Raw genomic sequence first — 24,685 nt, 5'->3', positions numbered from 1 at the left:
CTCAACCGCGCCACGGGTCTTCGCGCTGCCACAGCGTCGGCAGGTGCAGCGCCACGCCGTCCTCGTCGGCCAGCCGGCTGAGCACCTCCATCGTGATGTCCAGGTCGTCGCCGGCGTAGGGCAGTGCCCGCAGCGGCTTGTGCAGCGGCCGGAAGAAGTCGTCCCAGTGAATGAGCACGACACGGCGGGCGCCGACCGCGCGCACGGTCTCTGTCCAGTAGTCGACGAGGTAGCGCTTCGCCTGCAGACCGAGTTGCCCGACGCCGAGATACACAACCTCGGCCCGCTGGCCGGCCAGCGCGCCTGGGACAAAACCTGCGCTGCCGACGATCAGCATCCGCTTTTCCGTAGGCCGGTGGCAGACGAGCGTCGACCAGGCCTCGCCACATTTGTAGGCCGACGCCTTCGCCGGCGGGACGACCGGCTCGGTGATGACGCCCGGAAAGCGGTCGGGCGGGCAATGTTCGGATTCGACGAGTGTGACGTCGTAGGCGCCGAGCGTGACCGGTTCGCCAGGTGTGGCGACGACGAGGCGATCCTCGGGCAGGCCGCCACCGCGGCCGATCTGCGACGCAGATTCTCCGCCAACGACTTTCGCGCCGGTGCCCTCGGCGACGACGACGGAGTCCATCGCGTGGTCGAAGTGCGTGTGCACCGGCAGCACGGCCTCCAACCGATCCACAGCGAGCCGCGACAGGCAGCCGTCGATTCGCGGCGCGGACGGCTTGAGCGGGCGCACCCCGACCGTCAAAAGGCCCGGCCGCGAGAAGAACCCGTCGGTCATCAGCGCCGACGAACCGTCGTCGATCAGCAGCGTGGTGACCCCGGCCCAGGTCACCGTCAACGGTGCGCCCGGTTCGGCGTTCGGCGCGTCGAAGTAGCCCGCATAGTCGGCCAAGTCCGGCCTGCCGAGCTTGAGGCGCATAGCGCCAACCTTAAGCGCGGTCTCCGTAGCGCCGCCGAAACTTCTCCACTTGCCCCGCCGAGTCGATGTGGCGTCGCGAACCGGTCCAGAACGGATGAGACGAGGCACTGATGCCGACAACGACGAGTGGATAGACGCGACCGTCCTCCCACTCGATCGTGCGCTGGCTCGTGATCGTCGAACGCGTCAGGAACGCCTCGCCGGTGGTGGCGTCCTGGAAAACCACGCCATGGTAGTCGGGGTGGATACCGGGTTTCATCGGTCCTCTTCCTGCTGTCCGATCGGGTGCGAGGCCATGTCATCCATGTCATCGCATGGGTCTTCATGCCAATCACCGAACGGATCGCTGTACGAGCGCCATTCGTGTGGCCGGGCTATTTCGTCGTCGGTCAGAAGCGCCTCACGCAGGCCCTCCACGATGTCTTCGGGTTCCGCACCGCACACCAGCACGGTCAACGACACGTGGCGATCGCCCACCTCGTCATCCCAGTCGGCCGCGGCCAGAGCGCGCCGTTGCGGATCGACATAGGCCAGCTCGCTGGAACTCATTGCGGCCAGCCACTTTCCGGCGTGCTCGGACCGCAGGCCACCGCCCGCCGACTCCACCCACATCGCGTCGTCGAACCGATTGGCGAGCCATAACCGGCCCCTGGCCCGCACCACGCCGTCGAGCAGGAGATCCAGCGCGGCGTGCAGTCGCCCGGGATGGAAAGGACGTCGGGCCGAAAACACGAGGAGGCCAACGTCGCCGTCCGGATACAGCGACGGCTCGCCGGCAAGCAACGGATCGTGCGGATTGTCGCTGCGGCCGCGGCGGCTGTCGGGTTCGAGATTGGCGAGTGCCATCTCGACACGAGCTGACCCGACCGTCAGCCGGGCCCGAGGTGCGAGGCGACGGAGCACCGCCAGCGTTCTCGGCTCCGGCTCGGTGAGCACCAGCGCGTCGGCGAACTCGGCCTGCCCGACGACCACCTGGGCGACCGTGCGCCCGTCGTCGAGTTCGTCGTCGCCTAGGGCTTGAGTCAGCCAGTGCGTCGGGTCGACGCACGTAACGACCGCCTCGATGTGCACGTCGCGCGCCGCCGGTCCGTCGATGTAGCCCGGCCCGACGCGCACCCGAACGTTGTTGATCGCCCAGCAGACCGGCTCGGGTTCGAGCCAGGGCATCAGGTGAATGACGACGCGACGGACATCGCTGCGACGGTGCAGCCGTCGCAACAGCACCAGCAGGTCGTCGCGCACGGTACAGGCGACGCAGCCCTTCTTGAGCTCCAGAGGCCACTCCGACGTCTCGCCTCGCGCAGTGACGCTGCGCAGGACCACCTGGCCGTCGAACCGGTGAGTGACGACCACCGTCCCCTGCCGTTCGGTCAGGACGTCGACGACGCCGCCGGTGTCGCCCTGGCCACACACGAGGACTACCGGAGTCCGCATGACCACCCCTCCTCCGAAATGAAAACGATTATCATTTTCATTAGCGTATGAACGGAAGGGGACCCATGACCGCACGCTGCCAGGTGACCGGCCGAGCGCCAGGCTTCGGCAACACGGTGTCGCACTCGCACAAGCGCACCCGCCGACGCTGGAACCCGAACATCCAGACCAAGACGTACTACCTGCCGTCCGAAGGCCGACGGGTCAAGCTGCGCGTCAGCGCCAAGGGCATCAAGGTCATCGACCGCGACGGGATCGAGGCCGTCGTCGCACAGATGCGTCGTCGTGGAGAGAAGATCTGATGGCGCGCAACGACATCCGGCCCATCGTGAAACTCCGATCAACGGCCGGGACCGGCTATACCTACGTCACACGTAAGAACCGGCGCAACGATCCGGATCGACTCGTTCTGCGAAAGTACGACCCAGTAGTGCGACGGCACGTCGATTTCCGCGAGGAGCGTTGATGGCCGTCGACGGTGGACTGGACACCACCCATCGCCAGGTGACGGCCTCGAACGGTGTTGAGGTAGATGAAGGCATCCGGGATCTCCTCGAGGCGTTGTGGTCGCGTGGCATGGCAACGGAGTTCTCCTGCCAGGGCGGCCCCGACGAGCTCGCCCACATCTGCTTCACTCGCGCCGCGGATGCACGCCGCTTCATGGAGGCACCTGGCGACTTCCTTGTCACGTTCGGCGAAACCCGTGCGTGGGTTGACTTCCCGGCGCACCAAATCGATCCACTCACAACCTATTGGGCGAAAACATGAGCAAGAAATCACGGACGCGTCGGCCGCCGTCGCCAGAGATCAAGAAGCAGAAGAAGAATCCGCTCACTGCACTGGGAGTGACGACCGTCGACTACAAAGACGTCCACCTTCTGCGCACGTTCATCTCGGAACGCGGCAAGATCCGCTCTCGGCGGGTCACCGGGCTGACCCCACAGCAGCAGCGGCAGGTTGCGTTGGCGATCAAGAACGCGCGGGAGATGGCGCTGTTGCCGTTCGTCGTATCGCGCTGATGCGGGCTCGCCGGGCACCACGCCCTGATGAATGGGAATGGCGTCTGCGCGCCCGCTGCCGTGGCCTGCCGACTGAGATCTTCTTTGCGTCGGAGGCCGAGAAAGGCAGGCGGAAGGCTGCGCGGGAGGAGCTCGCCAAGCGGATCTGTCGCGACTGTCTGGTCCGGCCGGAATGCCTGGCCTATGCGGTGCGATCGGGTGAGGCGTATGGGATCTGGGGTGAAACCACCCCGCGAGAACGGAACCGCATCAGAAGCTGAGGCGCCGATACCGCTGCAGCCGGCGCACTGCGCCGGCGGGCGCAGGCCCGTCGTGAGGGCGCAACGCAGCGTCAAGCTTGTCGCGCACGTCGTCGGTGTCGAGGTGCATGCCGATGGCGACGAGACAGTTCGGTGAGGCTGTCGGGGGAGCGGTCGCGATATGGATTGACGGGCCAACCAGATTCACGAGATAGTTCCGCACGGCGTTGCGATACCGCACGGCAACGGTTCCCTTGAGCCGGTAAAGCCCAGACGGCGGATTCTCGAGCAGGTCAACAAGTCTGCCCGGATCGATACAACCGGTACTGGTCACCGTGACCGAGTCGGCGTGGGCATGGTTGTCGTTCGCATGCGCATTCGGGGCGGCGTCCGTCGTCGCGTCAAAGAACAGTTCCCGCAACGAGAGTTGGCCTGGCTCATTGTCAGTCTCGGATCGGTCGAACAGCAATGCGGGATCGATTCGCCCGCCGACCGTACCGACGATATGGGCGTGCGGGTTCCGTTCGTGGACCCGTTGTCGGACGCGTTCGAGCGTCGCAGCGCGGTCGGCGTCCGGTATCAGGTCGAGCTTGTTGACGACGACCAAGGACGCCGCGCCGTAGCGTGCCGGCGGCGTCGAGCCGCGGTCCACGACGTCGAAGTGGGTGACGGCGTCGAGCACATCCACCACCCCACCCGGCCGCACACCTGCGACGCCGCTGAAGCGGATCAGTCGGCCGAGTGCGACCGGGTCGGCCAAGCCGCTGGCCTCGACGATGATGGCGTCGAGGTCGAGCCGTGAGTTTGGTCCACGCTGTCCGGCGGGGAGAAGCAACGGGTGCTGTTGGCCCGTGCGCTGGCCCAAGACGGGCAGGTGCTCGTGCTCGACGAACCGACCAACCATCTCGACGTCCGCCACCAGTTCGGACTGCTGCGCCTGGTCCGTCGGCTCGGGGTCACGACGCTGGCCGCGTTGCACGATCTGAACCTCGCCGCCGAATTCTGCGACGAGGTCGTCGTGCTGAAGGACGGGGCGGTCGTCGCCGCAGGCCGCCCGGCCGACGTGCTCGTCGACGAGGTCGTGCGTCCGGTGTTCGGCGTGCGCGTCGACCAGGTTTCCCACCCGCGCACTGGCGACCTGCGTCTACTGCTGTCCTCACCGGACGAGATCCACTTCACCGGAGCGCCATTCGGCGACGACCCATCCACCACCTCGAACCAGGAGCACTGTGCATGATTCGCACCTCGGCCGCCGCGTTGCTCGCCGCAGTCCTCGCCATCGGCGGCTGCGCCTCTGACGGATCGGACCCCCAGGACGCGGCGGCGGAAACAAACCGTCGCAGCGCCACCGCCGTCGCCGACCTGCCTTCTGTCACATCGGATTTCAGCTGGCCGCCCGCCGACACCCCGCCCGGGCATTACCCGGTGACGGTGTCGTCCTGCGGTAAGCCGGTGACCTTCGACAAGGCGCCGGAACGCGCGGTCGTCAACGACGACAACATGATTGAGCTGATGTTCGCACTCGGTCTCACGGATCGGATGGCCGGCTACGCCGCGGCTGGGGAGCGGCTGCGGCTGGCGGCGTTCACCGACGACTATGCAGCGGTGAAATCCCTTGGGCCGGATTACTTCACGCTGGAACCTCTGCTTGGGCTGCAGCCCGACTTCGTCTTCGCCGGCTGGAATTACGGCTTCGATGCCGCCGGCATCAACCCAGACAGCCTGGCCGAGTTGGGGATCCCCAGCTACGTGCTGTCCGAGTCCTGCCGCCGCGTGGACGACACGCTGGCCCCGGCCACCATCGAGGAGTGGTTCGGTGATGTGCGCGCGATCGCCGACATCTTCGGCGTGCCCGAAAGGGCCGAGGCCCTCATCGCACACTGGCAGCAGCGGTTGGACCGCGTCGCTGACCGCATTCCCGCGGACGCGGAGGCGGTGCCGGTCTTCTGTTGGGATTGGGGTACCGACACTCTCGGCACCGGAGCGGGGCTGACCATCGTCCCGGAGCTGTACCGGCGCGCCGGCGCAGTCAACGTGTTCACCGACCTGAAGGAAATGTGGGAGGACGTCTCCTTCGAGGCCTTCGTCGAGCGCGCGCCGGAACTGATCGTGGTCACCGACTACGGCCGCGGGCCCACGGGGCAGCAGAAGATCGACACTCTCAAGGCGATGGACGGGATCGACACGGTCCCGGCCGTGCGCAACAACCGATTCCTGATCCTGCCGCAGGAGGCGGTCAACCCGGGCATCCGCATCGTCGACGGCATCGAGGCACTCGCTGCGGAGCTGCACCCGCAGCACTTCGGTGACCTTGTCGACACTCCCGGCTTCGGGCTGGCACCGACGGAGGGCTGATGCGTACCGAAGCCGACCCGCAGCCTCTCTCGGCAGATCGCCACCGCGTGGAGGCGGCGCTGGCGGTCGCCGCCGAGGTTGGCCCATTCTTCGCGCAACACCGCGATGCATCGGCAGTTCCCCTGTCCCCTGAACAGTTGTACGAACCGCGTCGGCTCAACTCGGTGCTGGACGCGATCGGCCACCAGCTCGGCACCCGCGAAGGTCGAGTCGCGGCTTTCACATTGCAATACGGTGTCGCCGCGCGATGCTGGTCGCTGATCTTGGGTGCATGGCAGTGCGGGCGTGTGATCATCGATATGCGCGGGCTCGGCTTTGTCGTCGCCGCCCCCGGGACGGTCGAACTGACACTCACCGATGTGCGCGCGTGGGACAGCGCCTCCCTGACTGCCGACGAGGTGGCCGAGCTCATCGCTGACACCGTGACCGGCCACGTATTGGCCGATCTGCACACGGCACTGCGCACCGTTCTGCGTGTTGCCGATGGTCTGCTGTGGGGGAACGCGGCCTCGGCGTTGGTCTCCGCTACTCGCACGCTCTATGCCAGACAACCGAGCGAGGAGCTCACCGCGGTGACGACAGCGATCCTGTCCCGGGCACCGCTTGCTGACCGGCTCGTCCGAACGTCGGGCGGAAGTGTTCTGCGTCGAAGCTGCTGCCTGTGGTATCGCACGCGGCACAGGGACAACTGTGGGGACTGCCCACTGTCGGCAGCTCGTCAGTAGGCGTAGGGGTTGGCGGGGGGATCGATGCGCGACTCGCTGAAGACTTCCATGACAGGAATGGCGCCGCCACGCGACCAATCTTGTCCTGCAGGGACTTTGCCCTCGACACGCAGCCAGGTGTTGTGAGGATAGTTCGCAATCTTCGGCGCGGCGGGTCCGCTGAGCCGGATGCGCGCGAGAGTCGCGTCGGCCGCGCAGCAGATGATGACCACGCGCGCCAGGTCGGTGCGCCCGTCGGCCTTGTATGTGAACCCCGTTACGGTGATCAACCTGCCGTCGAGGGTGCGCGCCGAATCCCGCGCGATCCGTACCAACACTTCGGGCAACGGCACTGACGGGGCTCGCTCGTCGGGCAGCGGCGGGAACGGACGCCGTAGCACCTCTGTCGATACCTCGACGACCGACGGCGCGGCAGCTTCCGGAGCGATGGCAGGGGGAACGATGAAGCCGAGCACTGCGATTGGCACGACGAGCAGCCAGGCCGCTCGATGGGCGTGGCCGTCATCGTGTGATGCGTGAGCTGATCCCTGCCGGATATCCCGAACGATCGAAACCAATGCCAGCACGATCAGCAGGATCGCCGAGCCCGCAAGCCACGGCAGCAGCGTCGGCTTGACGTACCTCGTGTAGGACCCGGTGGTGCCGTGATGATCGCGGTGATGATGCCGACCAGCAGCAGAATGGCGTTCTCTGTCTCCCGAGTCATTGCGAGCCCACCATCAACAGCCCGACGCCGGTAGCGACGAGCGTCGCCACCACGAATGTGGCCGGCGCGAACCGTACAGCGAAGGCGCGACCGAACATGCCGGCTTGCATCGCGAACAATTTGAGATCGACCGCCGGGCCGACGACCAGGAAGACCAAACGCGGGAGCAGCGGAAGCATCGTCATACTGGCGGCAACGAAGGCGTCGGCTTCCGAACACAGCGACAACACCACCGCGAGCAGCGCCATCGTCAGAATGCCGAGCACGATCTGACCGGCGAGATGTTCGTAGACCCACGGCGGGACGATGACGCGGAGCGCGCCCGCGGCGGCCGCTCCGATCACGAGATATGAAGCGGCCTGCAGGAAGTCGTGCCGGGCGGCCTCGGTGAAGACTGTCCACCGCGATCCCTCGCCATGGTGTGGCTGCGGCAGACGGCGGGTGATCCACTCGGCGCGGCCGAACTTCGCCCATGCGGCGCCCATGATCACCGCGGTCAACAGCGACGCCGCACACCGTGCCGCCACCATCTGCGGCTGACCGGGAAACGCGACAGCTGTTGCCACGAGTACCACCGGGTTGATCGCGGGCGCCGCCAGCATGAACGTCAGCGCGGCCGCCCCGATCGCGCCGTCTCCATACAGCCGTCGTGCGACCGGTACGGAGCCGCATTCGCAGCCGGGCAGGGCCGCCCCGCCGACGCCCGCGGTGAGGATCGCCGCACTCGGCCGTTTCGGCAACCACCGCGCCAGTCTCTCGGTGGACACGAATGTCGCGACCAGGCCGCTGATGACGACCCCGAGCGCCAGAAACGGGATGGCCTGCACAAAGATGCCGGAAAACACCGTCGCGGCCGTCGCGAGATCCTGCTGCCCGATCACGGAGCGACGCAACGCCTCGCCCGATAACGCCAGCACGACGACCCCGATGACCAGGATCTGCATCGAGCCCAGCCGCCAGCGCGCTGTCTGCTGGTTCACGGCCACGTCGGCCATTCTGCCTCAGCGACGCGCGCTGGGCCCCGCTACGCGAACGCCTTCAGTTCGACGCCTTCGGACACCAGCCGGTCGCGCACCGCATGCGCGATCTGCACCGCACCCGGCGTATCGCCGTGCACGCAAATGGATTCCACGGTAATCAGGATCGGTGAGCCGTCCACTGCGAACACCCGTCCGGACTTGACCATCGACGCCACCCGGTCGGCGATGTCGGCAACGTTGTGCAACACCGCATTCCGCTCCCGACGCGAAACCAGTTGCCCGTCAGGACGATACGCGCGGTCAGCGAATGCCTCCGGTACGGTGCGCAGACCCAGCCGCTGTGCCTCCGCGAAGAACTTCGAGCCCGACAGTCCCAACACCGGAAGCGATGGGTCAACAGCGTGTACGGCCTCGGCGACGGCGCGGGCCTGTGCGTCGTGGTTGACGATCGTGTTGTACAGCGCGCCATGAGGTTTGACATAACTAACCGTCGACCCCGCGGCGTGCGCCAGCGCCTGCAACGCACCGATCTGGTACATCACGTCGGCGGACAGGTCCTCCGCCGTCACATCGATGAAGCGGCGGCCGAACCCGGCCAGGTCCCGGTACGAGACTTGCGCACCGATCCTGACGCCGCGCGCCGCCGCAGCCTTGCACGTCCGCAACAGCAGCGCCGGGTCGCCGGCGTGGAAACCGCACGCCACGTTTGCGCTGGTGACCACCTCGAGCATGGCCTCGTCGTCACCGAGCCGCCACACCCCGAAGCTTTCGCCGAGGTCGGCGTTGAGGTCGACGCTCACCACGGGCCCAGCCTATGAGGCCCATCCGTTTTCGGAGACAAACTCGTCCAACGGCCGCCCGAGGGCCCACCGATCCAATTCGAGCTGCGGGCGGTCCGGAAACTCGGGCACCGGACCCAGACAAAGGATCGCGACGGCCTCCGCGTCCGCCGGCAGCCCGAGCAGCTCACCGAGTGCGCGCGGATCGAAAATCGACACCCAGCCCATGCCCAGCCCTTCGGCACGCGCGGCCAGCCAGAGGTTCTGAATCGCGCACGACACCGACGCCAGATCCATCTGCGGTAGCGTGCGACGACCGAACACGTGCGCCTGCCGCCCCTCGCCGAGCGCCACCACGAACAATTCCGCGCATTCGAGGATGCCCTCGACCTTGAGCGCCAGGAACTCGTCGCACCGCCGCCCCAGCGCGTCCGCGGTGCGCAACCGTTCCTCGTCGACCAGCGCGTGGATGCGGTGCCGCAATGTGGTGTCGGTGATCCGGATGAACCGCCACGGCTGCATCAATCCGACGCTCGGAGCGGCGTGCGCGGCCTGCAGCAGCCGGGCCAGCACGTCGTTGGGCACCTTTGCGCCCTGCACGAAACGGCGCATGTCGCGTCGCTCGGCGATCGCCCGGTACACCGCCCGCCGCTCCGCATCGCTGAACGCATGCTCCGTCATGGCACCATCATGTCGTGGCGTGCGCGGACGTCTTGATCAGCCCAGCGGAACTGGCCCAGCGCCTCGATACCGGCTTGCCGGTGACGATCCTCGACGTGCGCTGGCAGCTGACCGAGCCCGACGGCCGCGCCGCGTATGAAGCCGGTCACCTGCCCGGCGCGGTGTACGTGTCGCTGGAGGACGAGCTGACCGACCACAGCGTGACCGGGCGAGGGCGTCATCCGCTGCCGTCAGGCATGAGCGTGCAGGCTGCCGCGCGACGGTGGGGCGTGCGGCGCGGCGTGCCGACCGTGGTGTACGACGACTGGAACCGGGCCGGGTCGGCGCGCGCGTGGTGGGTGCTGACCGCCGCCGGCATTCCCGATGTGCGCATCCTCGACGGCGGGCTGAGCGCATGGACCGGAACGCTCGAAACGGGCACTGTCACAACGGAACCCGGCGACATCGCGGTCGTCCACGACGACCTGTATCACGGCGCACTGCCCGTCTTGACGGCTGAGCAGGCGGCGTCTGGGCCACTGCTCGATGCGCGGGCGCCCGAGCGGTTCCGCGGTGAGGTCGAACCCATCGACCCGGTCGCCGGGCACATCCCTGGTGCCAGGAACCTGCCGAGCACCAGCGTGCTCGACAACGGCCGATTCCGGCCCGACCTCGAGGTCGACGGCCCCGTCGGCGTCTACTGCGGATCTGGCGTCACCGCGTCGGTCGTCGTCGCCGCACTCGCCGCGCAGGGTGTGGACGCCGCGGTGTATCCGGGCTCGTGGTCGGAATGGTGCTCTGACCCGACGCGTCCCGTGGCTCGCGGCGCCTAAAGCCCTCCGAAAATGAACTTATGTGCGAGATTTCGCAGAAATATCGAACACAAGCTCAGTTTCGGCGCGCAGACTGGATCGCCCAGCACACCAGGAAGATCGCGAACGAAATCGTCGTGACGAACACCGACACCGGAACGCCCGGCGCAAGCGACAGCACGATGCCGCCCACCGCCGAAATCTCGGCGAACACCACCGACGCCGTGATCGTGCCGACCGGTGAGGCGAACACCCGCACCGCCGCCGCGGCCGGGGTGATCAGCAGCGACATCACCAACAGCGCTCCCACGATCTGCACGCCCTGCGCGGCGACGACCCCGACCAGCGCGGCGAACACGATACCCAGCGCACGCACCGGAACACCGCGGCCTGCGGCCACCTCGGGGTCGACGGTCGCGAACAACAGCGGGCGATACGACACCGCCAACACAGCCACCACCGCCACGACCACCACGGCCAGCAGCGCCAGCCCGGTATAGCCCACGCCCACGATCTGCCCGGTCAGCAACGCGAAACTGGTACCGGTACGGCCGGGGTAGAGATGGATGAACAACACCGCCAGGCCGAGCCCGAATGCCAGCACCACGCCGATTGCCGAATCCCGTTCGCGCGCACGCTGACCCAGCACACCGAACAGCACCGCCGCCAGCGCGCAGCCGACCAACGCGCCGACGCCGACGTTGAATCCGGCCAGCAGCGCGAAAGCCGCTCCCGTCAAGGACAATTCGCTGGACCCGTGCACCGCGAACGACATCTGCCGCATCACGATGAACGGCCCGATCAGCCCGGCCACCAACGCCAGCAGCGCGGCGGCGAGCAATGCCTGCTGCACAAAGTCCCGGCGCAGCAGGTCGGCGGTGATGTCGAAGGCGAACAGATTGGCGAAAAGCTCACTCAGGCGCTCAGTCATGGGAGTGCCCGCTCGCGTGACCGGAGTGGTCGACATGTTCACCGACGACGACGTACTGCTCGCCGACCTTCACCACCGCGATGTCGGTGCCGTACAGCTCCGACAGCGTCGCCGACGTCATCACGTCCTCGACGCTGCCCAGCCGGAAGCGCCCGTCGACCAGGTAGAGCACCCGATCCACATACGGCAGAACGGGATTGATCTCATGGGTGACGAACAGCACCGCGGTACCGGCCTCGCGGCGGCGTGCATTGATCAGCGCGGCCACCAGCCGCGCGTTTGCCGGGTCGAGGTTCAACAGCGGCTCGTCGCACAGCAACAGCGCCGGGTCGGTGGCCAGCGCCTGGGCGATCCGCATCCGTTGCAGTTCGCCGCCGGACATCACGCCGACCGACACGTCGGCCAGCGCGCCGCCGTTGACCTGTCCCAGCGCCCGTTGCACCGCGGCGCGTTTGGCCGAACGGCCGCGGACCGTCGCCATCCCCCAGCGGTGCCCGTCGAAGCCCAACCCGACCAGGTCCCGTCCGCGCAGCGACAACCCCCGGTCCACGCCGCGATGCTGCGGAATGTATCCGACCTGTCCGTCGACGCTCACGTCGCCGGCGCTCAGCGGCAACTGGCCGAGCAGCACCTTGAGCAGTGAGGTCTTGCCGGTTCCGTTGGGCCCCAACACCGCAACGAAGTCACCGGCACGTACCGTCAGGTCGAGGCCGTCCCACAGCACCCGGTCGCCGAAGGCCAGCCGGGCGCCGGACAACGAGACGACTTCGCGGCGCGACACGGCTTATCGCGCGGTCTGCAGCGCGCCGGCCAACTGCTCGACGGTCTGCCGCTGCCAGCCCAGGTAGTCGGTGCCCTCGGGCAGGGTTTCGGACACCACGACCACCGGAACCGACGCGCGACGTGCGGCGTCGGAGATCTGCTTGGTCGCCGGGGTCTCGGTCTGCGGATTGAACAGCAGCGCCGCGACCTGACGCGAGTTGATGAGGTCGAGCATGGCGGCCACGTCGGCGGGCGAAGGGTCGTCACCCTCCTCGACCGCGGAGGCGAAGCCCGGAGGGGTGCGGTCGGTCAGCCCGGCGTTGCGTACCAGGTAGAACGCCACGGGTTCGGTGGCGACGACGGCCGCGCCGGGGCGCTGCTTGGCGATGGACCGTTCTGACTCCAGCAGGGCGTCGGCCTGCCGGCCGAATGCGGCCGCGTTGGCGCGGTAGTCATCGGCGTGCGCTTCGTCGACGCCGGCCAGCTGATCGGCGATGCGGGTGGCGACGGCCTTGGCGGCAGCGGGGTCGTAGAAGACGTGTTCGTTGGCCGGGTCACCGGCGTTCACCAGGGCATACGCGTCGACGGACGCGATGTCGGGGTGGTTGGCCAGCACGTCTTCGACCCAGTGGTCGTAGCCGCCGCCGTTGTAGACGACGAGTGACGCGTCGGTGATGGCCGCAGCGTCGGCGGGGCTGGCCTCGAAGGAATGCGGGTCGGCGGCGGGGCCGGACAGGATCGACTTCACCGTCGCGTGATCGCCCACGACGGCGCCGGCGACACTGCCCCACACGTCGGTGGATGCGACCACCGTGACGGTGTTCTCATGCGCGTGTTCGTGCGGAGGCTGGGCGCAGCCGGCGATCCCCAGCGCAAGCACCGCAATGCCGACAGTTGTCTTGACCGTGCGCATCGTCCACCCTTCTTACAAATGAAAACCGTTTCCAATAACTGTAGCCGACGGCCGGTGTGGCGTGCCAATCCGCTAACCTCACAGAGCATGTCCAGGAGTCCCGCACCCCGGCGGCGGGCGACACTGGCTTCGTTGGCGGCCGAGTTGAAGGTGTCGCGCACCACGATTTCCAACGCCTACAACAGGCCCGACCAGCTGTCGGCGGATCTGCGGGAACGTGTGCTGGCCACGGCCAAGCGGATGGGCTATCCCGGCCCGGATCCGGTGGCCCGTTCGCTGCGCACCCGCAAGGCCGGTGCCGTCGGCCTGATGATCACCGAACCGCTCAACTATTCGTTCAGTGACCCGGCGGCATTGGATTTTGTTGCCGGACTGGCGGAATCGTGCGAGGAGGCCGGGCAAGGGCTGTTACTGGTGGCGATCGGGCCGAATCGCAGCGTCACGGACGGGTCGGCCGCCGTGCTCGCGGCAGGCGTGGACGGTTTCGTGGTGTACTCCGCGTCGGACGACGACCCGTATCTGCCGGTGGTGCTTCAGCGACATCTCCCGGTGGTCGTCGTCGATCAGCCCAAAGACGTGCCCGGCACGTCGCGGGTATGCATCGACGACCGTGACGGCATGCGCCGCCTGGCGGAATACGTTGTCGGCCTTGGCCATCGGGACATCGGCCTGCTCACCATGCGGCTGGGGCGGGAACGCCCGCGCGGCAGTCCGGCGCCCTCGGTGGCCGATCCGGAGCGCGTCGCGTCGCCGCATTTCCATGTGCAGCGCGAGCGCATCGGCGGTGTGTGCGACGCGATGACCGCTGCGGGCCTTGACCCGAAATCCCTGACCGTGGTGGAGAGCTACGAACACGTGCCGACCTCCGGCGGGGCGGCCGCCGAAGTCGCGTTGGCCGCCAACCCGCGCATCACCGCGCTGATGTGCACGGCGGACCTGCTGGCCCTTTCGGCGATGGACTACCTGCGCGGGCGCGGCATCTATGTCCCCGGGCAGATGACGGTGACGGGGTTCGATGGCATTCCGGAGGCGCTGCGTCGAGGATTGGCGACGGTGGTGCAGCCCAGTCTGAAGAAGGGTCGGCGCGCGGGCGAGCTGCTGCACAACCCGCCGCGGTCGGGTCTGCCGGTGATCGAGGTGCTCGACACCGACGTGGTCCGCGGCCGCACAGCGGGCCCACCCGTATAGGCGATTTCGGCGCGCTCAGTCGCGCTCACCGTGACCCAGCGCGCCGAAATCACTGGCGTGCACGCCATTCGTCGAGCGCCGGTGCCACCGACTCGACGAGCATCGAGAGCTGAGGCGCCATCGACAGACACGCGACCACCGCGAGATATCCGGCCGACTCCATGACCCGCAGCACCCGCTCGTCCAGCGGGCGCAGTCCCAACCGCGGGGCGGCTTCGTTGTAGGCCGCCTGCCCCTCGGCGCCCACCAGCGCCAGATCCGCTTCGACGGGCCCGAGGGTGACGAGCTCGAAGTCTGACCAGAGCTCGCCGTCGGTCGTGACGATGATGTTGTAGTAGGGCGCGTCGCCGTGGATTGGCTGGATGTTCGCGTCGGGGAACGCGGCCTCGAAAGCGGCGCGCGACGATATCAGCGGACCGATGAGCTGCCATTCCCGTTGGGCGCGTTGCAGATCGGCGGCATCGAGCAGGTCGGGGCGGTGTTCCAACTGCGCGAGCGCGTCCGGGACGAAATTGAACTGCGTCAGGAACTCCAGCTCGCCGGGGTAATCGCGCAGAGCGGCGTGCAGCCGCGCGGTCAGCTCGAACGGCCGCCGCGGCTCGGTGTCGGGCACCTGCTCGACGAGCTGCCAGAATGTCATCGAAAACCCGTCGCGGCGAACGGGTTCCCGCGGCACAAGCGGGCTTGGCGGCACCACCGGATGCCCACGGTCGGCCAGCCACCCCGTGGCCGCGAGTTCCCGCCGCTGCTGCGCCGTCTGGGCCTGCGGGTCGGCGGCCAACGACTGCGGCAACACCGTCGGCACGCGCACGACAACCGGCGAGGGCGCCAAATGGACGATCACCGAGAACACGTCGTACAGCACGCGCGGCTCGCAAACACGCAGCCCGAGATCTGTGCCGGCGGCGGTCGCGGCGGCAACCGCGCGATTTCGGCGCGCCTGGTCGCGCTGAGCGCGACCAGCCACGCCGAAATCACTCATCGGTCGAGCAGCTGCGCGCAGCGGAGCAGTCCGATGTGACTGTAGGCCTGCGGGTGATTGCCCAGTGCGCGTTCGGCGACCGGGTCGTACTCTTCGGACAGCAGCCCCGTCGGCCCCGCCGCGCTGACCAGCCGGTCGAACAGCGCCTGCGCCTGCGACCGCTGGTCGGTGAGCAGATACGCCTCCACCAACCACGCCGCACAGAGGTGAAACCCGCCCTCGGTACCGGGCAGCCCGTCGTCGCGGCGATAGCGGTAAACGGTTGCGCCGCTGCGCAGTTCGGCCTCAGTTGCGATGACCGTGGCAACGAACCGGGGGTCCGACGGGTCGATCAGGCCGGACAATCCGGTGTGCAGTGTCGCCGCGTCCAGGTCGGTGCCGTCGTAGGCGGCGGTGAACGACTTCACCTCGTCGTTCCAGCCGCGCTCGCAGACCTGCGCGGCGATGGTGTCGCGCAGCGTCGCCCAGCCCGCCGGCGCCTCGCGCCCGAACTCGGTGGCCAGCTTCAGCGCGCGGTCCACCGTCAACCAGCACATCACCTTGGAGTACACGTGATGCCGTGGGGCGCCGCGAATCTCCCAGATGCCATTATCCGGTTCCTGCCAACGGCTTTCGACGGCAAACACCATCTCGCAGACCAGGTTCCAGTCCGCATCGGTGAGCGGCTGTTCGACGCCCCGGCGCTCGCGGCTATGCACCAGGTCAGAGATCAGCTGCACCACCGGCCCGAACACGTCGAGCTGCACCTGGATGTTGGCCGCGTTGCCGACCCGCACAGGCCGCGACCCGGCGTATCCCGGCAGCGAGTCGATGACCGCCTCGGGTCCGAGCAGCGTGCCCGCCAATGTGTACAGCGGATGCAGCCGCTCGGGGCCGTGCATCGTCTCGATCACGCCGTGCAGCCAGTTCAGATACCCCTCGGCCTCGGTGAGCGAGCCCAGCGACACCAGCGCAGAAGCGGTCAGCGCGGCATCGCGGACCCAACAGTAGCGGTAATCCCAATTGCGCACGCCGCCAATCTCTTCAGGCAGGGATGTGGTGGCCGCGGCCATGATCGCCCCGGTGTCCGCGTGCACCAGACCGCGCAGCGTCAACGCCGAACGCTTCATCAGATCGGGTTTGATCGACGGCAGCGTCAGGGTCTTCACCCAGTCGCTCCAGTAACTCTCGGCGCGGGCGCGACGGGACTCGTCGTCGACTGGGCTCTCGGAAAGATCTTCGGTGCCGCAGCGCAATTCGAGTACAACAGGTCCCGATGACGGGTCGATGACCGCACGCGCCGTTTCGTGGATGCCGTCGGGGACGATCTCCCACTGGACGCCTGGCGCCCGCAGGACGAAAGGCTCGTTGGTGGCGAACACGCGCAGCCCGCCGTCGTCGACCTTCAGGTGCACCGGCGCCTGGGCGAACTCCGGACGCGGCGCGAACGACACCACGGCCTTGGCCTGACCGCCGATCGTCCGGATCAGGTCGGTGCGCCCGGCGCCGACATCGTGTGACAGATAGTCGGTCACAACCAAACTGGCCCAACGGGTTTCGACGGACATTGTGCCGTCGACATAGCGCTGGGACAGCGGCAGCGCCGCACGCTGCGGGCCGATCGAGAAGTGTCCGGAGTTCGCATCGCCGAGCAGTCGGGAGAACACCGCAGCGGAATCACCGGTCGGATGGCACATCCACACCACATCGGCGTCGGGGGTGAGCAGCGCGACCGTGCGGGTGTTCGACAACATGGTCAGCCGCTCGATCGGCGTCGAATGCCCGCCCAGCAGCCACGTCCGTCGCGCCTCGAGCAGGAAGTTCAATGCGTCGGCGACGTCCTCGGGGCAGTCGACGCGATATTCGGCCAGCGTTTCGCCGGGGCCGACCTTGATACCGATGTCGGGTCCGTGCAGGCGGCGGAACGCCTTCTCGTCGGTGACGTCGTCGCCCAGGAACACCGCCGCCGAGGCGCCCTGCTGGTGGCGCAGGATGTCCAGCGCCTGACCCTTGTCGGTCTGGATCACCGCGACCTCCAGCACCGCCTTGCCCTCGGTGATCTGGGCGTCCCAGGCGGCTGCGGCGCTGCGCGCCTTCTTCAGCGCCCCGTCGGCGTCGGCCGGGTCGGCGTTGCGGACGTGCAACGCGATGCTGGCGGGTTTGATCTCGATCGCGACACCCGGGTATTCGGCGGCGATCGCGCTGAGCGTGTCCTTGATCCGGCGCAGCAGTGCCTTGGCCGCATCATCGATCGCGTGCACGAAGCCGGTGTCGAACTCGGACCCGTGGCTGCCGACGAGATGCACTTCGGCGGGCATGCGCGACAGCGTGGCCAGGTCCCGCAACGCGCGCCCGGAGATCAGCGCCGCTGCGGTCGAGGGCAGGCCGGCCAGCTCGCGCAGGGCGGCCGCGGATTCGGTGAGCGGGCGGGCGTCGTCGGGGTTCGCGACGATGGGCGCCAAGGTGCCGTCGTAGTCGCACGCCACCAGCAGCCGCGGAACACGCGCGACGGTGCCGAGCGCGCGCTTCAGCTCAAGGGGTAGCTCTCTTGAAGCCACCCGCTAAATCTTAGGGTGCTCCCCATCCCCGATGAGCAAACGGACCGCGAGGTCCAGTCGCTTGCTGACGTCGGTTGCCGACGCTCGGCGGGTTAGCCAGGCCAACAGGTTGGACAGCCAGACATCCGAGATCACGCGGGCGATGTGGTACTGATCCTCGGTCGGTTCGCCGTCACTCATCGCACGCGCGAACATCGAATCCATCAACTTGCCGACGTGATCAACCTCACCGGCGGCCGAGGCGTCGGCGAACACGAACGCGCGTGTCATGGCCTCGGTGAGCAGGGGATTGCGCTGCATGGCCCGGTTGAGCTTGCCGACCATGAAGCTGAGCCGCTGGTACGGGGTGCCGCCGGTCAGCGAGGCCCGGTCGGTCTTGGCGTCGATGCGCTCGAACTCACGGCCCAGCGCCGAGACCAGCAGGTGCACCTTCGACGGGAAGTACCGGTACAGCGTGCCCACCGCAACATCGGCGCGTTCGGCGACCGCTCTCATCTGGACGGCTTCATAGCCGCCCTTGGAGGCAATGGCCAGCGTGGCGTCCAGAATTCGCTTGCGCCGCTCACGCTGCGCTTCGGAACCGAGCTCAGACTCGGCCAGTACGGCCACGTTCATCACCTCACGTGGTCGTGACTCCGACCCCTGGTTGGGGGTCGCGTGTGCTGGCTGTGACATGCCGGACATGCGGCGGGCAGCTCCTTCATCTCGGGCTCTAGAGGCAAAACGATACGCATGCCGATCCCTATTTTCTCACCTCCGTGCCCTGGTGACACCGAACGTGTCCTGCTGCGATGGCGGTCGACTTGACGGTCGAACACTGGCACCATTAGAACACGTTCTAGTGAGAAGTATGCCCTTCTCGCCCGAAGCCGAGGGAGGCCGGAGATGTCTGGCGCGTCAGCGACCATCACTGACGAGCAGTTTGCTGCGCGCGAACTGGTCTCGAGCTGGGCGGAGGGCTCCGGTGCGCTGGCGGCCGTCCGCAACGTCGAGCAGGGCGATCCCGCCGCCTGGCGCGCACCCTACGCCGGTCTGGCCGAACTAGGGACCTTCGGCGTCGCGGTTCCCGAGGACCTGGGCGCCGGCGGCACGGTGGCCGACCTGTGCGCCATGGTCGACGAGGCCGCCGCGGCGCTGGTCCCCGGCCCGGTGGCGACGACGGCGTTGGCCACCCTGGTGATCACCGATGACTCCGATGCTGGCGTGCTCGAGGCGCTGATCTCGGGGGAGCGCACGGCGGGCGTCGCGCTGGCCGCCGACCTGACCTATCGGGACGGCGTGGTGTCGGGCACCGCCGAGTACGTGTTGGGCGCCGACACCGCCGGGGTGCTGCTGCTGCGCACCGGCGATGAGGTCTTGCTGGTCGACGCTGCCGCCGAAGGGGTTTCGGTGCAACCGCTCAAGGCCACCGACTTCTCCCGCCCGCTGGCCCGCGTCGAACTGACATCGGCACCGGCACAGGTGCTGCCGGTCTCCGGGCAGCGGTTCGACGATCTGGCCGCGACGGTGCAGGCGGCCGAGGCGGCCGGACTGGCCCGCTGGATGCTGCGTACCGCAACGGAATACGCCAAGGTGCGGGAGCAGTTCGGCAAGCCGATCGGCAGCTTCCAGGCCATCAAGCACATGTGCGCCGAGATGCTGTTGCGCTCGGAGCAGGCCTCGGTGGCCGCGGCCGACGCCGCCCGGGCGGCTGAAGAGTCCGACGAGCAGCTGTCGATCGCGGCGGCGGTCGCGGCCGCCACCGGCATCGCCGCCGCCAAGGCCAACGCCAAGGACTGCATCCAGGTGCTCGGCGGCATCGGCATCACCTGGGAGCATGACGCGCACCTGTATCTGCGTCGGGCATACGGCATTTCACACTTTCTCGGAGGTTCGTACCGCTGGCTGCGCCGCGTAGCCACGCTGACCCAGGCCGGGGTGCGGCGCGAGCTGCGCATCGACCTGGAATCGGTGGAGCATCTGCGCCCCGAGATCGCCGCTGCGGCCGCCGAGATCGCCGCGCTGCCCGTCGAGAAGCGCCAGATCGGGTTGGCGGAGGCGGGTCTGCAGGCACCGCACTGGCCGAAACCGTTCGGCCGCAACGCCTCTCCGGCCGAACAGCTGCTGATCGACCAAGAGCTGGCCGCCGCGGGAGTGGAGCGGCCCGACCTGGTGATCGGATGGTGGGCAGCGCCGACCATCCTCGAACACGGCAGCCCCGAGCAGATCGAGCGGTTCGTACCGCCGACGCTGCGCGGTGAATTGATCTGGTGCCAACTGTTTTCCGAGCCCGGCGCAGGCTCCGACCTGGCGTCGCTGCGCACCAAGGCAGTTCGTGTCGACGGCGGCTGGCGGCTCACCGGGCAGAAGGTGTGGACGTCGGCGGCGCACAAGGCGCACTGGGGTGTATGCCTTGCCCGCACCGACCCGGATGCGCCAAAGCACAAGGGCATCACGTACTTCCTCGTCGACATGAAATCGCCGGGCATCGAGATTCGCCCGCTGCGCGAGATCACCGGTGACGACCTGTTCAACGAGGTGTTCTTCGACGACGTGTTCGTGCCCGACGAGATGGTCGTCGGCCAGGTCAACGACGGTTGGCGGCTGGCCCGCACCACGTTGGCCAACGAGCGGGTCGCGATGGCGCACGGCACCGCGCTCGGCAACCCGATGGAAGAGCTGCTGCGTACGGTGACTGAACTCGACCTCGACCCGGCGCTGCAAGACCGGCTCGGCGAACTGATCGTGTCCGCGCAAGTGGGTTCGCTGCTCGACCAGCGGATCGCGCAGTTGGCCGTCGGGGGACAGGATCCGGGCGCGGAATCGTCTGCCCGCAAGCTGATCGGCGTGCGCTACCGGCAGGCGCTGTCGGAGTTCCGGATGGAGCTGTCCGAGGGCGGCGGCGTGGTCGAGAACAAGACCGTGCACGACTTCCTCAACACGCGATGCCTGACCATCGCCGGCGGCACCGAGCAGATCCTGCTGACGCTGGCCGGCGAACGCCTGCTCGGCCTGCCGCGCTAGGACGCCGCGGCCATCACTGCGCGGCGCGTCAGCACCTTGGCCAGGTGTATCCGGTACTCTGCGTCGGCGTTGTCATCGCTGATCGGATTGGTGCCCTCCGCGGCATGCTCGGCCGCCGCGCGGATCACATCCGACGACGCTTCTTGACCGGTCAGCGCTTCCTCCACGGCGCGGGCCCGCACCGGCACCGACGCCATATTCGTCAACGCGATACGCGCCTGCCGGATCATTGTGCCGTCCATCTCGACCGTGGCCGCCGCGGCGACGATCGACCAGGCCTGCGCAACCCGATTGAACTTCTCGTAGCGCGCACCCCAGCCGGTGTGTTTGGGAATCCGCGCCTCCACGAGCACCTCATCGGGCTGCAGCGCGGTGGTGAAGTAGTCGACGAAGAACTCCGCGACCGGAATCGTCCGGCGACCCGCCGGCCCGACGGCCGTCAGCGTCGCCTCCAATGCCAGCACCGGCGCACACAAGTCACCGGCCGGATCGGCGTGCGCCAACGCGCCGCCCAGCGTGCCGCGGTGCCGGATCTGCGGGTCGGCGACGGTTCGGGTCGCCTCGATCAGCAGCAGTGCGTGCTCGTGCACCAAGGGATTTCGCAGCAGATCGTAATAGGTGGCCATGGCGCCGACGACGAGATCGTCGCCGTCCTCGCGGATTTCGCGCAACTCCGCGATGCGCGTGAGGTCGATCAGCGCCGTCGGCGCGGCGAGCCGCAGCCGCAGCATCGGCATCAGACTCTGCCCGCCGGCGATGACCTTCGCGTCCTCTCCGGCATCCGCCAGAGCCCGCACCGCGTCGTCGACCGTGGTCGGGGCGACATAGTCGAATGCTGCCGGGATCACTGCGCACCTCCGCGGGCCGATTGGATGGCTCGCCAGACCCTCATTGGCGTACACGGCATTTCAATGTCGCGTACCCCGAGATGGCGCACCGCATCCAGCACCGCGTTGACCACCGCCGGGGTGGAAGCGATGGTGCCGGCCTCGCCAACGCCCTTGACGCCCAACGGGTTGTCGGTGGCCGGAGTCTCCGTGCGCCCCGTCACAAAGGACGGCAGGTCGACCGCCGACGGCAACAGGTAGGAGGCGAACGACCCGGACAGCAGCGTGCCGGACTCGTCGTGCACGGCCTCCTCGTACAGCGCCTGCGCGATGCCCTGCGCCAACCCGCCGTGCACCTGTCCGTCCACGATCATCGGGTTGACCACGTGGCCGACGTCGTCGACACACACATACGAGCGAATCCGTCTGCCCCGTCTCGGTGTCGACTTCGGCGGCGCACAGGTGGGTGCCGTGTGGGAACGAGAAGTTCTCCGGATCGTAGGTCGCCTCCGCATCGAGGTTGGGTTCGACGCCGTCGGGCAGATCGTGCGCGGCGAACACGGCCTGCGTCACATCTGCGAGCCCGACGGCCTTCTCTGTTCCCTTTACCCGAAATCGCCCTTCGCTGAACTCGAGATCGTCCTCGGCGCACTCCATGAGATGCGCCGCAAACGGTTTCGCCTTCGCGACTACCTTCTCGGCGGCCTTGACCACCGCGATGCCGCCGACCGCCAGCGACCGTGACCCGTAGGTGTCCAGACCCTTGGGCGAACTCTGAGTGTCACCGTGCAGCACCTCGACGTCTTCGAACGGCACCCCGAGCGTGTCGGCGACAATCTGACTCCACGCCGTCACGTGCCCCTGCCCGTGCGGCGACGAGCCGGTGACCACCTCGACCTTGCCGGTGGGCAGCATCCGGATCGCCGCATGCTCCCAACCGCCCGCGCCGTAGGACAGCGAACCGAGCACCCGCGACGGCGCCAGCCCGCACATCTCGGTGAACGTCGATACCCCGATGCCCAGTTGCACCGGATCGTCGCTTCTGCGTCGCGACGCCTGTTCGCGACGCAGGCCGTCGTAGTCGAACAACTCCCGCGCCTTCGCGGTGGCGGCCTCGTAATTACCCGAGTCGTAGGTCAGGCCCGCGACGGTGTCGAACGGAAACTCTTCGTGCGCAATCCAATTGCGCTCGCGCAGCTCCAACGGGTCCACCGCCAGTTCGGCGGCCAGTTCGTCCATCATCCGCTCGATGGCGAAGGTGGCCTCCGGGCGTCCGGCACCGCGATAGGCGTCGGTGGGCGTCTTGTTGGTGAAGACGTTGGTGCAGCTGAAGTGATACGACGGGAATTTGTAGATGCCGTTGAACATGAACGCGCCCAGGATCGGCACTCCGGGCGTGACCAGTCGTAGGTAGGCGCCCATATCGGCGAGCAGCTCGACCTTCAGACCGGTGACGGTGCCGTCGCGACGGGCGGCCAGCGTCAGTTTCTGGATCTGGTCGCGGCCGTGATGGGCGGCGAGCATCGACTCGCTGCGGGTTTCGGTGTACTTGACCGGCTTGCCGAGTCGCCGCGCGACCAGCAGGGTGATCACCTCCTCCGGCGTCACCTGCAGCTTGCCGCCGAAGCCGCCGCCGACGTCCGGGGCGATGACGCGCAGCTTGTGTTCGGGGATCTCCAGCGTCGTCGCCAGCATCAGCCGCAGGATGTGCGGGATCTGGGTGGCCGACCACATGGTGAGCTGCGGGCCCGTCGGGTCCACCACCACCGAGCGCGGCTCCATAAACGCCGGAATCAGCCGCTGTTGCCGGAAGGTGCGCTCCACCAACACTTCTGCGTCACGGATGGCCGCTTCGACATCGCCCCCGGTGCCGGCCTCGGCCGAATCGAAGGTCCAGGTGGCGCTGACGTTGGTACCGAGGTCGGGATGGACCAGGTCGGCGTCGTCGGCGGCCGCGGCTGCGAGGTCGAGGACGATCGGCAGATCCTCGTAGTCGATGTCGATCGCCTCGAGCGCGTCGTAGGCCTCGTACGCGCTGCGGGCCACCACGACGGCGACGGCCTCGCCGGCGAAGTTGACGGTGTCCACCGCCAGCGAGGGGGCGGTCGGCGCCTGCATGTCTTCGGTGATGGGCCACGCGCACGGCAGGCTGCCCTGCTCGTCGGCAAAGTCGGCACCGGTGAACACCGCCACCACGCCGGGCATATCGCGCGCGGCGCTGACGTCGATGCCGGTGATGCGCGCGTGCGCCAGCGGGCTGCGCAGGATCGCCAGGTGTTGCATGCCGGGCAGCACCAAGTTGTCGGTCCACCGGGTGCGCCCGGTGATGAGGTGTTCGTCTTCCTTGCGCCGACGCGCCTTACCGATCTCGCGTTCTGGGCTGGCGACGGGCGCGGTCATCGGGCACCGCCCGCGCGCAGCCGCTGCGCCGCATCCTGCACGGCAGTCACGATGTTCTGGTAGCCGGTGCAGCGGCACAGATTGCCTTCCAGCCCGTGCCGCACGGTGTCGTCGTCCGGATCGGGTTCTTCGGCGAGCAGGTCGAGCGTCTGCATGATCATTCCGGGTGTGCAGAACCCGCACTGCAAACCGTGTTTGTCGCGGAACGCCTCCTGGATGGGGTGCAGCGTGCCGTTCGCCGAGAGCCCTTCGACGGTGAGGACCTCGCAGCCGTCGGCCTGAACGGCCAGTACAGAGCAGGACTTGACGCTGTGCCCGTCGAGGTGGACGGTGCACGCGCCGCAATTGCTGGTGTCGCAGCCGACGACGGTGCCGACTTTGCCGAGCCGGTCGCGCAGGTAGTGCACGAGCAGCAGGCGCGGCTCGACGTCGTCGGTATACGAGGTCCCATCGACGGTGAGGTTGATGCGCATGGTCCTACTCTGGCGTGTGCGACGGGCACTGACCG

At 67.9% G+C, this 24,685-nt stretch carries 26 protein-coding genes and 2 pseudogenes; 11 read left to right on the top strand and 17 right to left on the bottom strand.

Going from position 1 to position 24,685, the window contains the following annotated elements; all coding sequences use genetic code 11:
* Window position 1 precedes the first annotated feature (1 nt).
* The 3 genes from CWS39_RS04340 to mrf are packed head-to-tail and all read right to left on the bottom strand — an operon-like array spanning window position 2 to window position 2,359.
* Window positions 2-925 (bottom strand): MBL fold metallo-hydrolase, encoded by a 924-nt coding sequence (locus tag CWS39_RS04340; protein ID WP_102141669.1) that lies wholly within the window; start codon window positions 923-925, stop codon window positions 2-4.
* A gap of 10 nt (window positions 926-935) precedes the next feature.
* Window positions 936-1,184 carry a type B 50S ribosomal protein L31 gene (locus CWS39_RS04335; RefSeq protein WP_102141668.1) on the bottom strand — a complete coding sequence of 83 codons (249 nt, stop codon included), beginning with the start codon at window positions 1,182-1,184 and terminating at the stop codon, window positions 936-938.
* On the bottom strand, window positions 1,181-2,359 hold the full coding sequence (gene mrf, locus CWS39_RS04330; RefSeq protein WP_102141742.1) for a ribosome hibernation factor-recruiting GTPase MRF: 1,179 nt from the start codon (window positions 2,357-2,359) through the stop codon (window positions 1,181-1,183). Before mrf ends, CWS39_RS04335 begins: the two co-directional genes overlap by 4 nt.
* Window positions 2,360-2,424: 65 nt before the next feature.
* Between mrf and rpmB the strand changes: the two genes are divergently transcribed.
* Genes rpmB through CWS39_RS04305 form a run of 5 tightly spaced genes read left to right on the top strand, consistent with a single transcriptional unit; the run spans window position 2,425 to window position 3,638 of the window.
* Window positions 2,425-2,661 (top strand): 50S ribosomal protein L28, encoded by a 237-nt coding sequence (gene rpmB / locus CWS39_RS04325; protein ID WP_102141667.1) that lies wholly within the window; start codon window positions 2,425-2,427, stop codon window positions 2,659-2,661.
* Window positions 2,661-2,825: a 50S ribosomal protein L33 gene (rpmG, locus tag CWS39_RS04320; protein ID WP_059101657.1), complete on the top strand. Its 165-nt coding sequence runs from the start codon at window positions 2,661-2,663 to the stop codon at window positions 2,823-2,825. The genes rpmB and rpmG overlap by 1 nt, the downstream gene beginning before the upstream one ends.
* A complete protein-coding gene (locus CWS39_RS04315; protein WP_102141666.1) occupies window positions 2,825-3,127 on the top strand; it encodes a hypothetical protein in 303 nt (100 codons plus the stop codon). Before rpmG ends, CWS39_RS04315 begins: the two co-directional genes overlap by 1 nt.
* The gene (gene rpsR / locus CWS39_RS04310; RefSeq protein WP_102141665.1) at window positions 3,124-3,378 is read left to right on the top strand and encodes a 30S ribosomal protein S18; all 255 of its coding nucleotides are present in this window, start codon (window positions 3,124-3,126) and stop codon (window positions 3,376-3,378) included. Before CWS39_RS04315 ends, rpsR begins: the two co-directional genes overlap by 4 nt.
* Window positions 3,378-3,638: a WhiB family transcriptional regulator gene (locus CWS39_RS04305; protein ID WP_102141664.1), complete on the top strand. Its 261-nt coding sequence runs from the start codon at window positions 3,378-3,380 to the stop codon at window positions 3,636-3,638. Before rpsR ends, CWS39_RS04305 begins: the two co-directional genes overlap by 1 nt.
* Here CWS39_RS04305 and CWS39_RS04300 read toward each other — a convergent pair.
* Window positions 3,628-4,452 (bottom strand): CobW family GTP-binding protein, encoded by an 825-nt coding sequence (locus CWS39_RS04300; RefSeq protein WP_233213351.1) that lies wholly within the window; start codon window positions 4,450-4,452, stop codon window positions 3,628-3,630. The genes CWS39_RS04305 and CWS39_RS04300 overlap by 11 nt on opposite strands.
* Window positions 4,453-4,455: 3 nt before the next feature.
* Here CWS39_RS04300 and CWS39_RS04295 point away from each other — a divergent pair, with 3 nt between their 5' ends.
* From CWS39_RS04295 to CWS39_RS04285, 3 genes are read left to right on the top strand one after another with little or no spacing between them, the layout of a single operon-like run.
* Window positions 4,456-4,854, top strand: a complete 399-nt coding sequence (locus CWS39_RS04295) for an ATP-binding cassette domain-containing protein (protein WP_199177967.1) — start codon at window positions 4,456-4,458, stop codon at window positions 4,852-4,854.
* A complete protein-coding gene (locus CWS39_RS04290) occupies window positions 4,851-5,972 on the top strand; it encodes an ABC transporter substrate-binding protein (RefSeq protein ID WP_102141662.1) in 1,122 nt (373 codons plus the stop codon). Before CWS39_RS04295 ends, CWS39_RS04290 begins: the two co-directional genes overlap by 4 nt.
* Window positions 5,972-6,697: a (2Fe-2S)-binding protein gene (locus tag CWS39_RS04285; RefSeq protein WP_102141661.1), complete on the top strand. Its 726-nt coding sequence runs from the start codon at window positions 5,972-5,974 to the stop codon at window positions 6,695-6,697. The genes CWS39_RS04290 and CWS39_RS04285 overlap by 1 nt, the downstream gene beginning before the upstream one ends.
* Here the strand turns inward: CWS39_RS04285 and CWS39_RS04280 are convergent.
* The 4 genes and pseudogenes from CWS39_RS04280 to bluB form a co-directional block, all read right to left on the bottom strand.
* Window positions 6,691-7,403: pseudogene (locus CWS39_RS04280) on the bottom strand (TIGR03943 family putative permease subunit). The gene CWS39_RS04285 and the pseudogene CWS39_RS04280 overlap by 7 nt on opposite strands.
* Window positions 7,400-8,398: a permease gene (locus tag CWS39_RS04275; RefSeq protein WP_233213350.1), complete on the bottom strand. Its 999-nt coding sequence runs from the start codon at window positions 8,396-8,398 to the stop codon at window positions 7,400-7,402. Before CWS39_RS04275 ends, CWS39_RS04280 begins: the two are co-directional and overlap by 4 nt.
* Before the next feature lie 29 nt (window positions 8,399-8,427).
* Entirely contained in the window at window positions 8,428-9,186 is a 759-nt protein-coding gene (locus tag CWS39_RS04270; RefSeq protein ID WP_102141660.1) for a LamB/YcsF family protein, read from the bottom strand.
* A gap of 9 nt (window positions 9,187-9,195) precedes the next feature.
* On the bottom strand, window positions 9,196-9,843 hold the full coding sequence (gene bluB, locus CWS39_RS04265; protein WP_102141659.1) for a 5,6-dimethylbenzimidazole synthase: 648 nt from the start codon (window positions 9,841-9,843) through the stop codon (window positions 9,196-9,198).
* A gap of 14 nt (window positions 9,844-9,857) precedes the next feature.
* Here bluB and CWS39_RS04260 point away from each other — a divergent pair, with 14 nt between their 5' ends.
* Complete coding sequence (locus CWS39_RS04260; RefSeq protein WP_102141658.1) at window positions 9,858-10,655, top strand: sulfurtransferase; 798 nt, start codon at window positions 9,858-9,860, stop codon at window positions 10,653-10,655.
* A 55-nt stretch (window positions 10,656-10,710) separates the two neighbouring features.
* Here CWS39_RS04260 and CWS39_RS04255 read toward each other — a convergent pair whose 3' ends face one another.
* From CWS39_RS04255 to CWS39_RS04245, 3 genes are read right to left on the bottom strand one after another with little or no spacing between them, the layout of a single operon-like run.
* Entirely contained in the window at window positions 10,711-11,565 is an 855-nt protein-coding gene (locus tag CWS39_RS04255; RefSeq protein WP_102141657.1) for a metal ABC transporter permease, read from the bottom strand.
* Window positions 11,558-12,346, bottom strand: coding sequence for a metal ABC transporter ATP-binding protein (locus CWS39_RS04250; RefSeq protein ID WP_102141656.1), 789 nt, complete (start codon window positions 12,344-12,346; stop codon window positions 11,558-11,560). The genes CWS39_RS04255 and CWS39_RS04250 overlap by 8 nt, the downstream gene beginning before the upstream one ends.
* Before the next feature lie 3 nt (window positions 12,347-12,349).
* Window positions 12,350-13,240 carry a metal ABC transporter solute-binding protein, Zn/Mn family gene (locus CWS39_RS04245; protein WP_102141655.1) on the bottom strand — a complete coding sequence of 297 codons (891 nt, stop codon included), beginning with the start codon at window positions 13,238-13,240 and terminating at the stop codon, window positions 12,350-12,352.
* Window positions 13,241-13,327: 87 nt separating this feature from the next.
* Between CWS39_RS04245 and CWS39_RS04240 the strand changes: the two genes are divergently transcribed.
* The gene (locus CWS39_RS04240) at window positions 13,328-14,428 is read left to right on the top strand and encodes an Rv3575c family transcriptional regulator (protein ID WP_102141654.1); all 1,101 of its coding nucleotides are present in this window, start codon (window positions 13,328-13,330) and stop codon (window positions 14,426-14,428) included.
* Window positions 14,429-14,477: 49 nt separating this feature from the next.
* Here CWS39_RS04240 and CWS39_RS04235 read toward each other — a convergent pair whose 3' ends face one another.
* Genes CWS39_RS04235 through kstR form a run of 3 tightly spaced genes read right to left on the bottom strand, consistent with a single transcriptional unit; the run spans window position 14,478 to window position 18,556 of the window.
* On the bottom strand, window positions 14,478-15,410 hold the full coding sequence (locus tag CWS39_RS04235) for an aminoglycoside phosphotransferase/kinase family protein (RefSeq protein ID WP_102141653.1): 933 nt from the start codon (window positions 15,408-15,410) through the stop codon (window positions 14,478-14,480).
* Window positions 15,407-17,947, bottom strand: coding sequence for a trehalose-phosphatase (gene otsB / locus CWS39_RS04230; RefSeq protein WP_102141652.1), 2,541 nt, complete (start codon window positions 17,945-17,947; stop codon window positions 15,407-15,409). Before otsB ends, CWS39_RS04235 begins: the two co-directional genes overlap by 4 nt.
* A 3-nt stretch (window positions 17,948-17,950) precedes the next feature.
* Entirely contained in the window at window positions 17,951-18,556 is a 606-nt protein-coding gene (gene kstR, locus CWS39_RS04225; protein WP_199177950.1) for a cholesterol catabolism transcriptional regulator KstR, read from the bottom strand.
* 276 nt (window positions 18,557-18,832) lie between these two features.
* Here kstR and CWS39_RS04220 point away from each other — a divergent pair, with 276 nt between their 5' ends.
* Window positions 18,833-20,950 carry an acyl-CoA dehydrogenase family protein gene (locus tag CWS39_RS04220; protein ID WP_102141650.1) on the top strand — a complete coding sequence of 706 codons (2,118 nt, stop codon included), beginning with the start codon at window positions 18,833-18,835 and terminating at the stop codon, window positions 20,948-20,950.
* Here CWS39_RS04220 and CWS39_RS04215 read toward each other — a convergent pair.
* From CWS39_RS04215 to CWS39_RS04205, 3 genes and pseudogenes are all read right to left on the bottom strand, one after another.
* Window positions 20,947-21,798 (bottom strand): FAD binding domain-containing protein, encoded by an 852-nt coding sequence (locus CWS39_RS04215; RefSeq protein ID WP_102141649.1) that lies wholly within the window; start codon window positions 21,796-21,798, stop codon window positions 20,947-20,949. The genes CWS39_RS04220 and CWS39_RS04215 overlap by 4 nt on opposite strands.
* Window positions 21,795-24,177, bottom strand: a pseudogene (locus tag CWS39_RS04210) (xanthine dehydrogenase family protein molybdopterin-binding subunit). The gene CWS39_RS04215 and the pseudogene CWS39_RS04210 overlap by 4 nt, the downstream one beginning before the upstream one ends.
* A complete protein-coding gene (locus CWS39_RS04205) occupies window positions 24,174-24,650 on the bottom strand; it encodes a (2Fe-2S)-binding protein (RefSeq protein ID WP_102141648.1) in 477 nt (158 codons plus the stop codon). Before CWS39_RS04205 ends, CWS39_RS04210 begins: the two are co-directional and overlap by 4 nt.
* Window positions 24,651-24,685: the final 35 nt, after the last annotated feature.

This window comes from Mycobacterium hubeiense, assembly GCF_002838065.1.
Classification (GTDB): domain Bacteria; phylum Actinomycetota; class Actinomycetes; order Mycobacteriales; family Mycobacteriaceae; genus Mycobacterium; species Mycobacterium hubeiense.
This window is presented reverse-complemented; position numbering and strand designations above follow the sequence as displayed.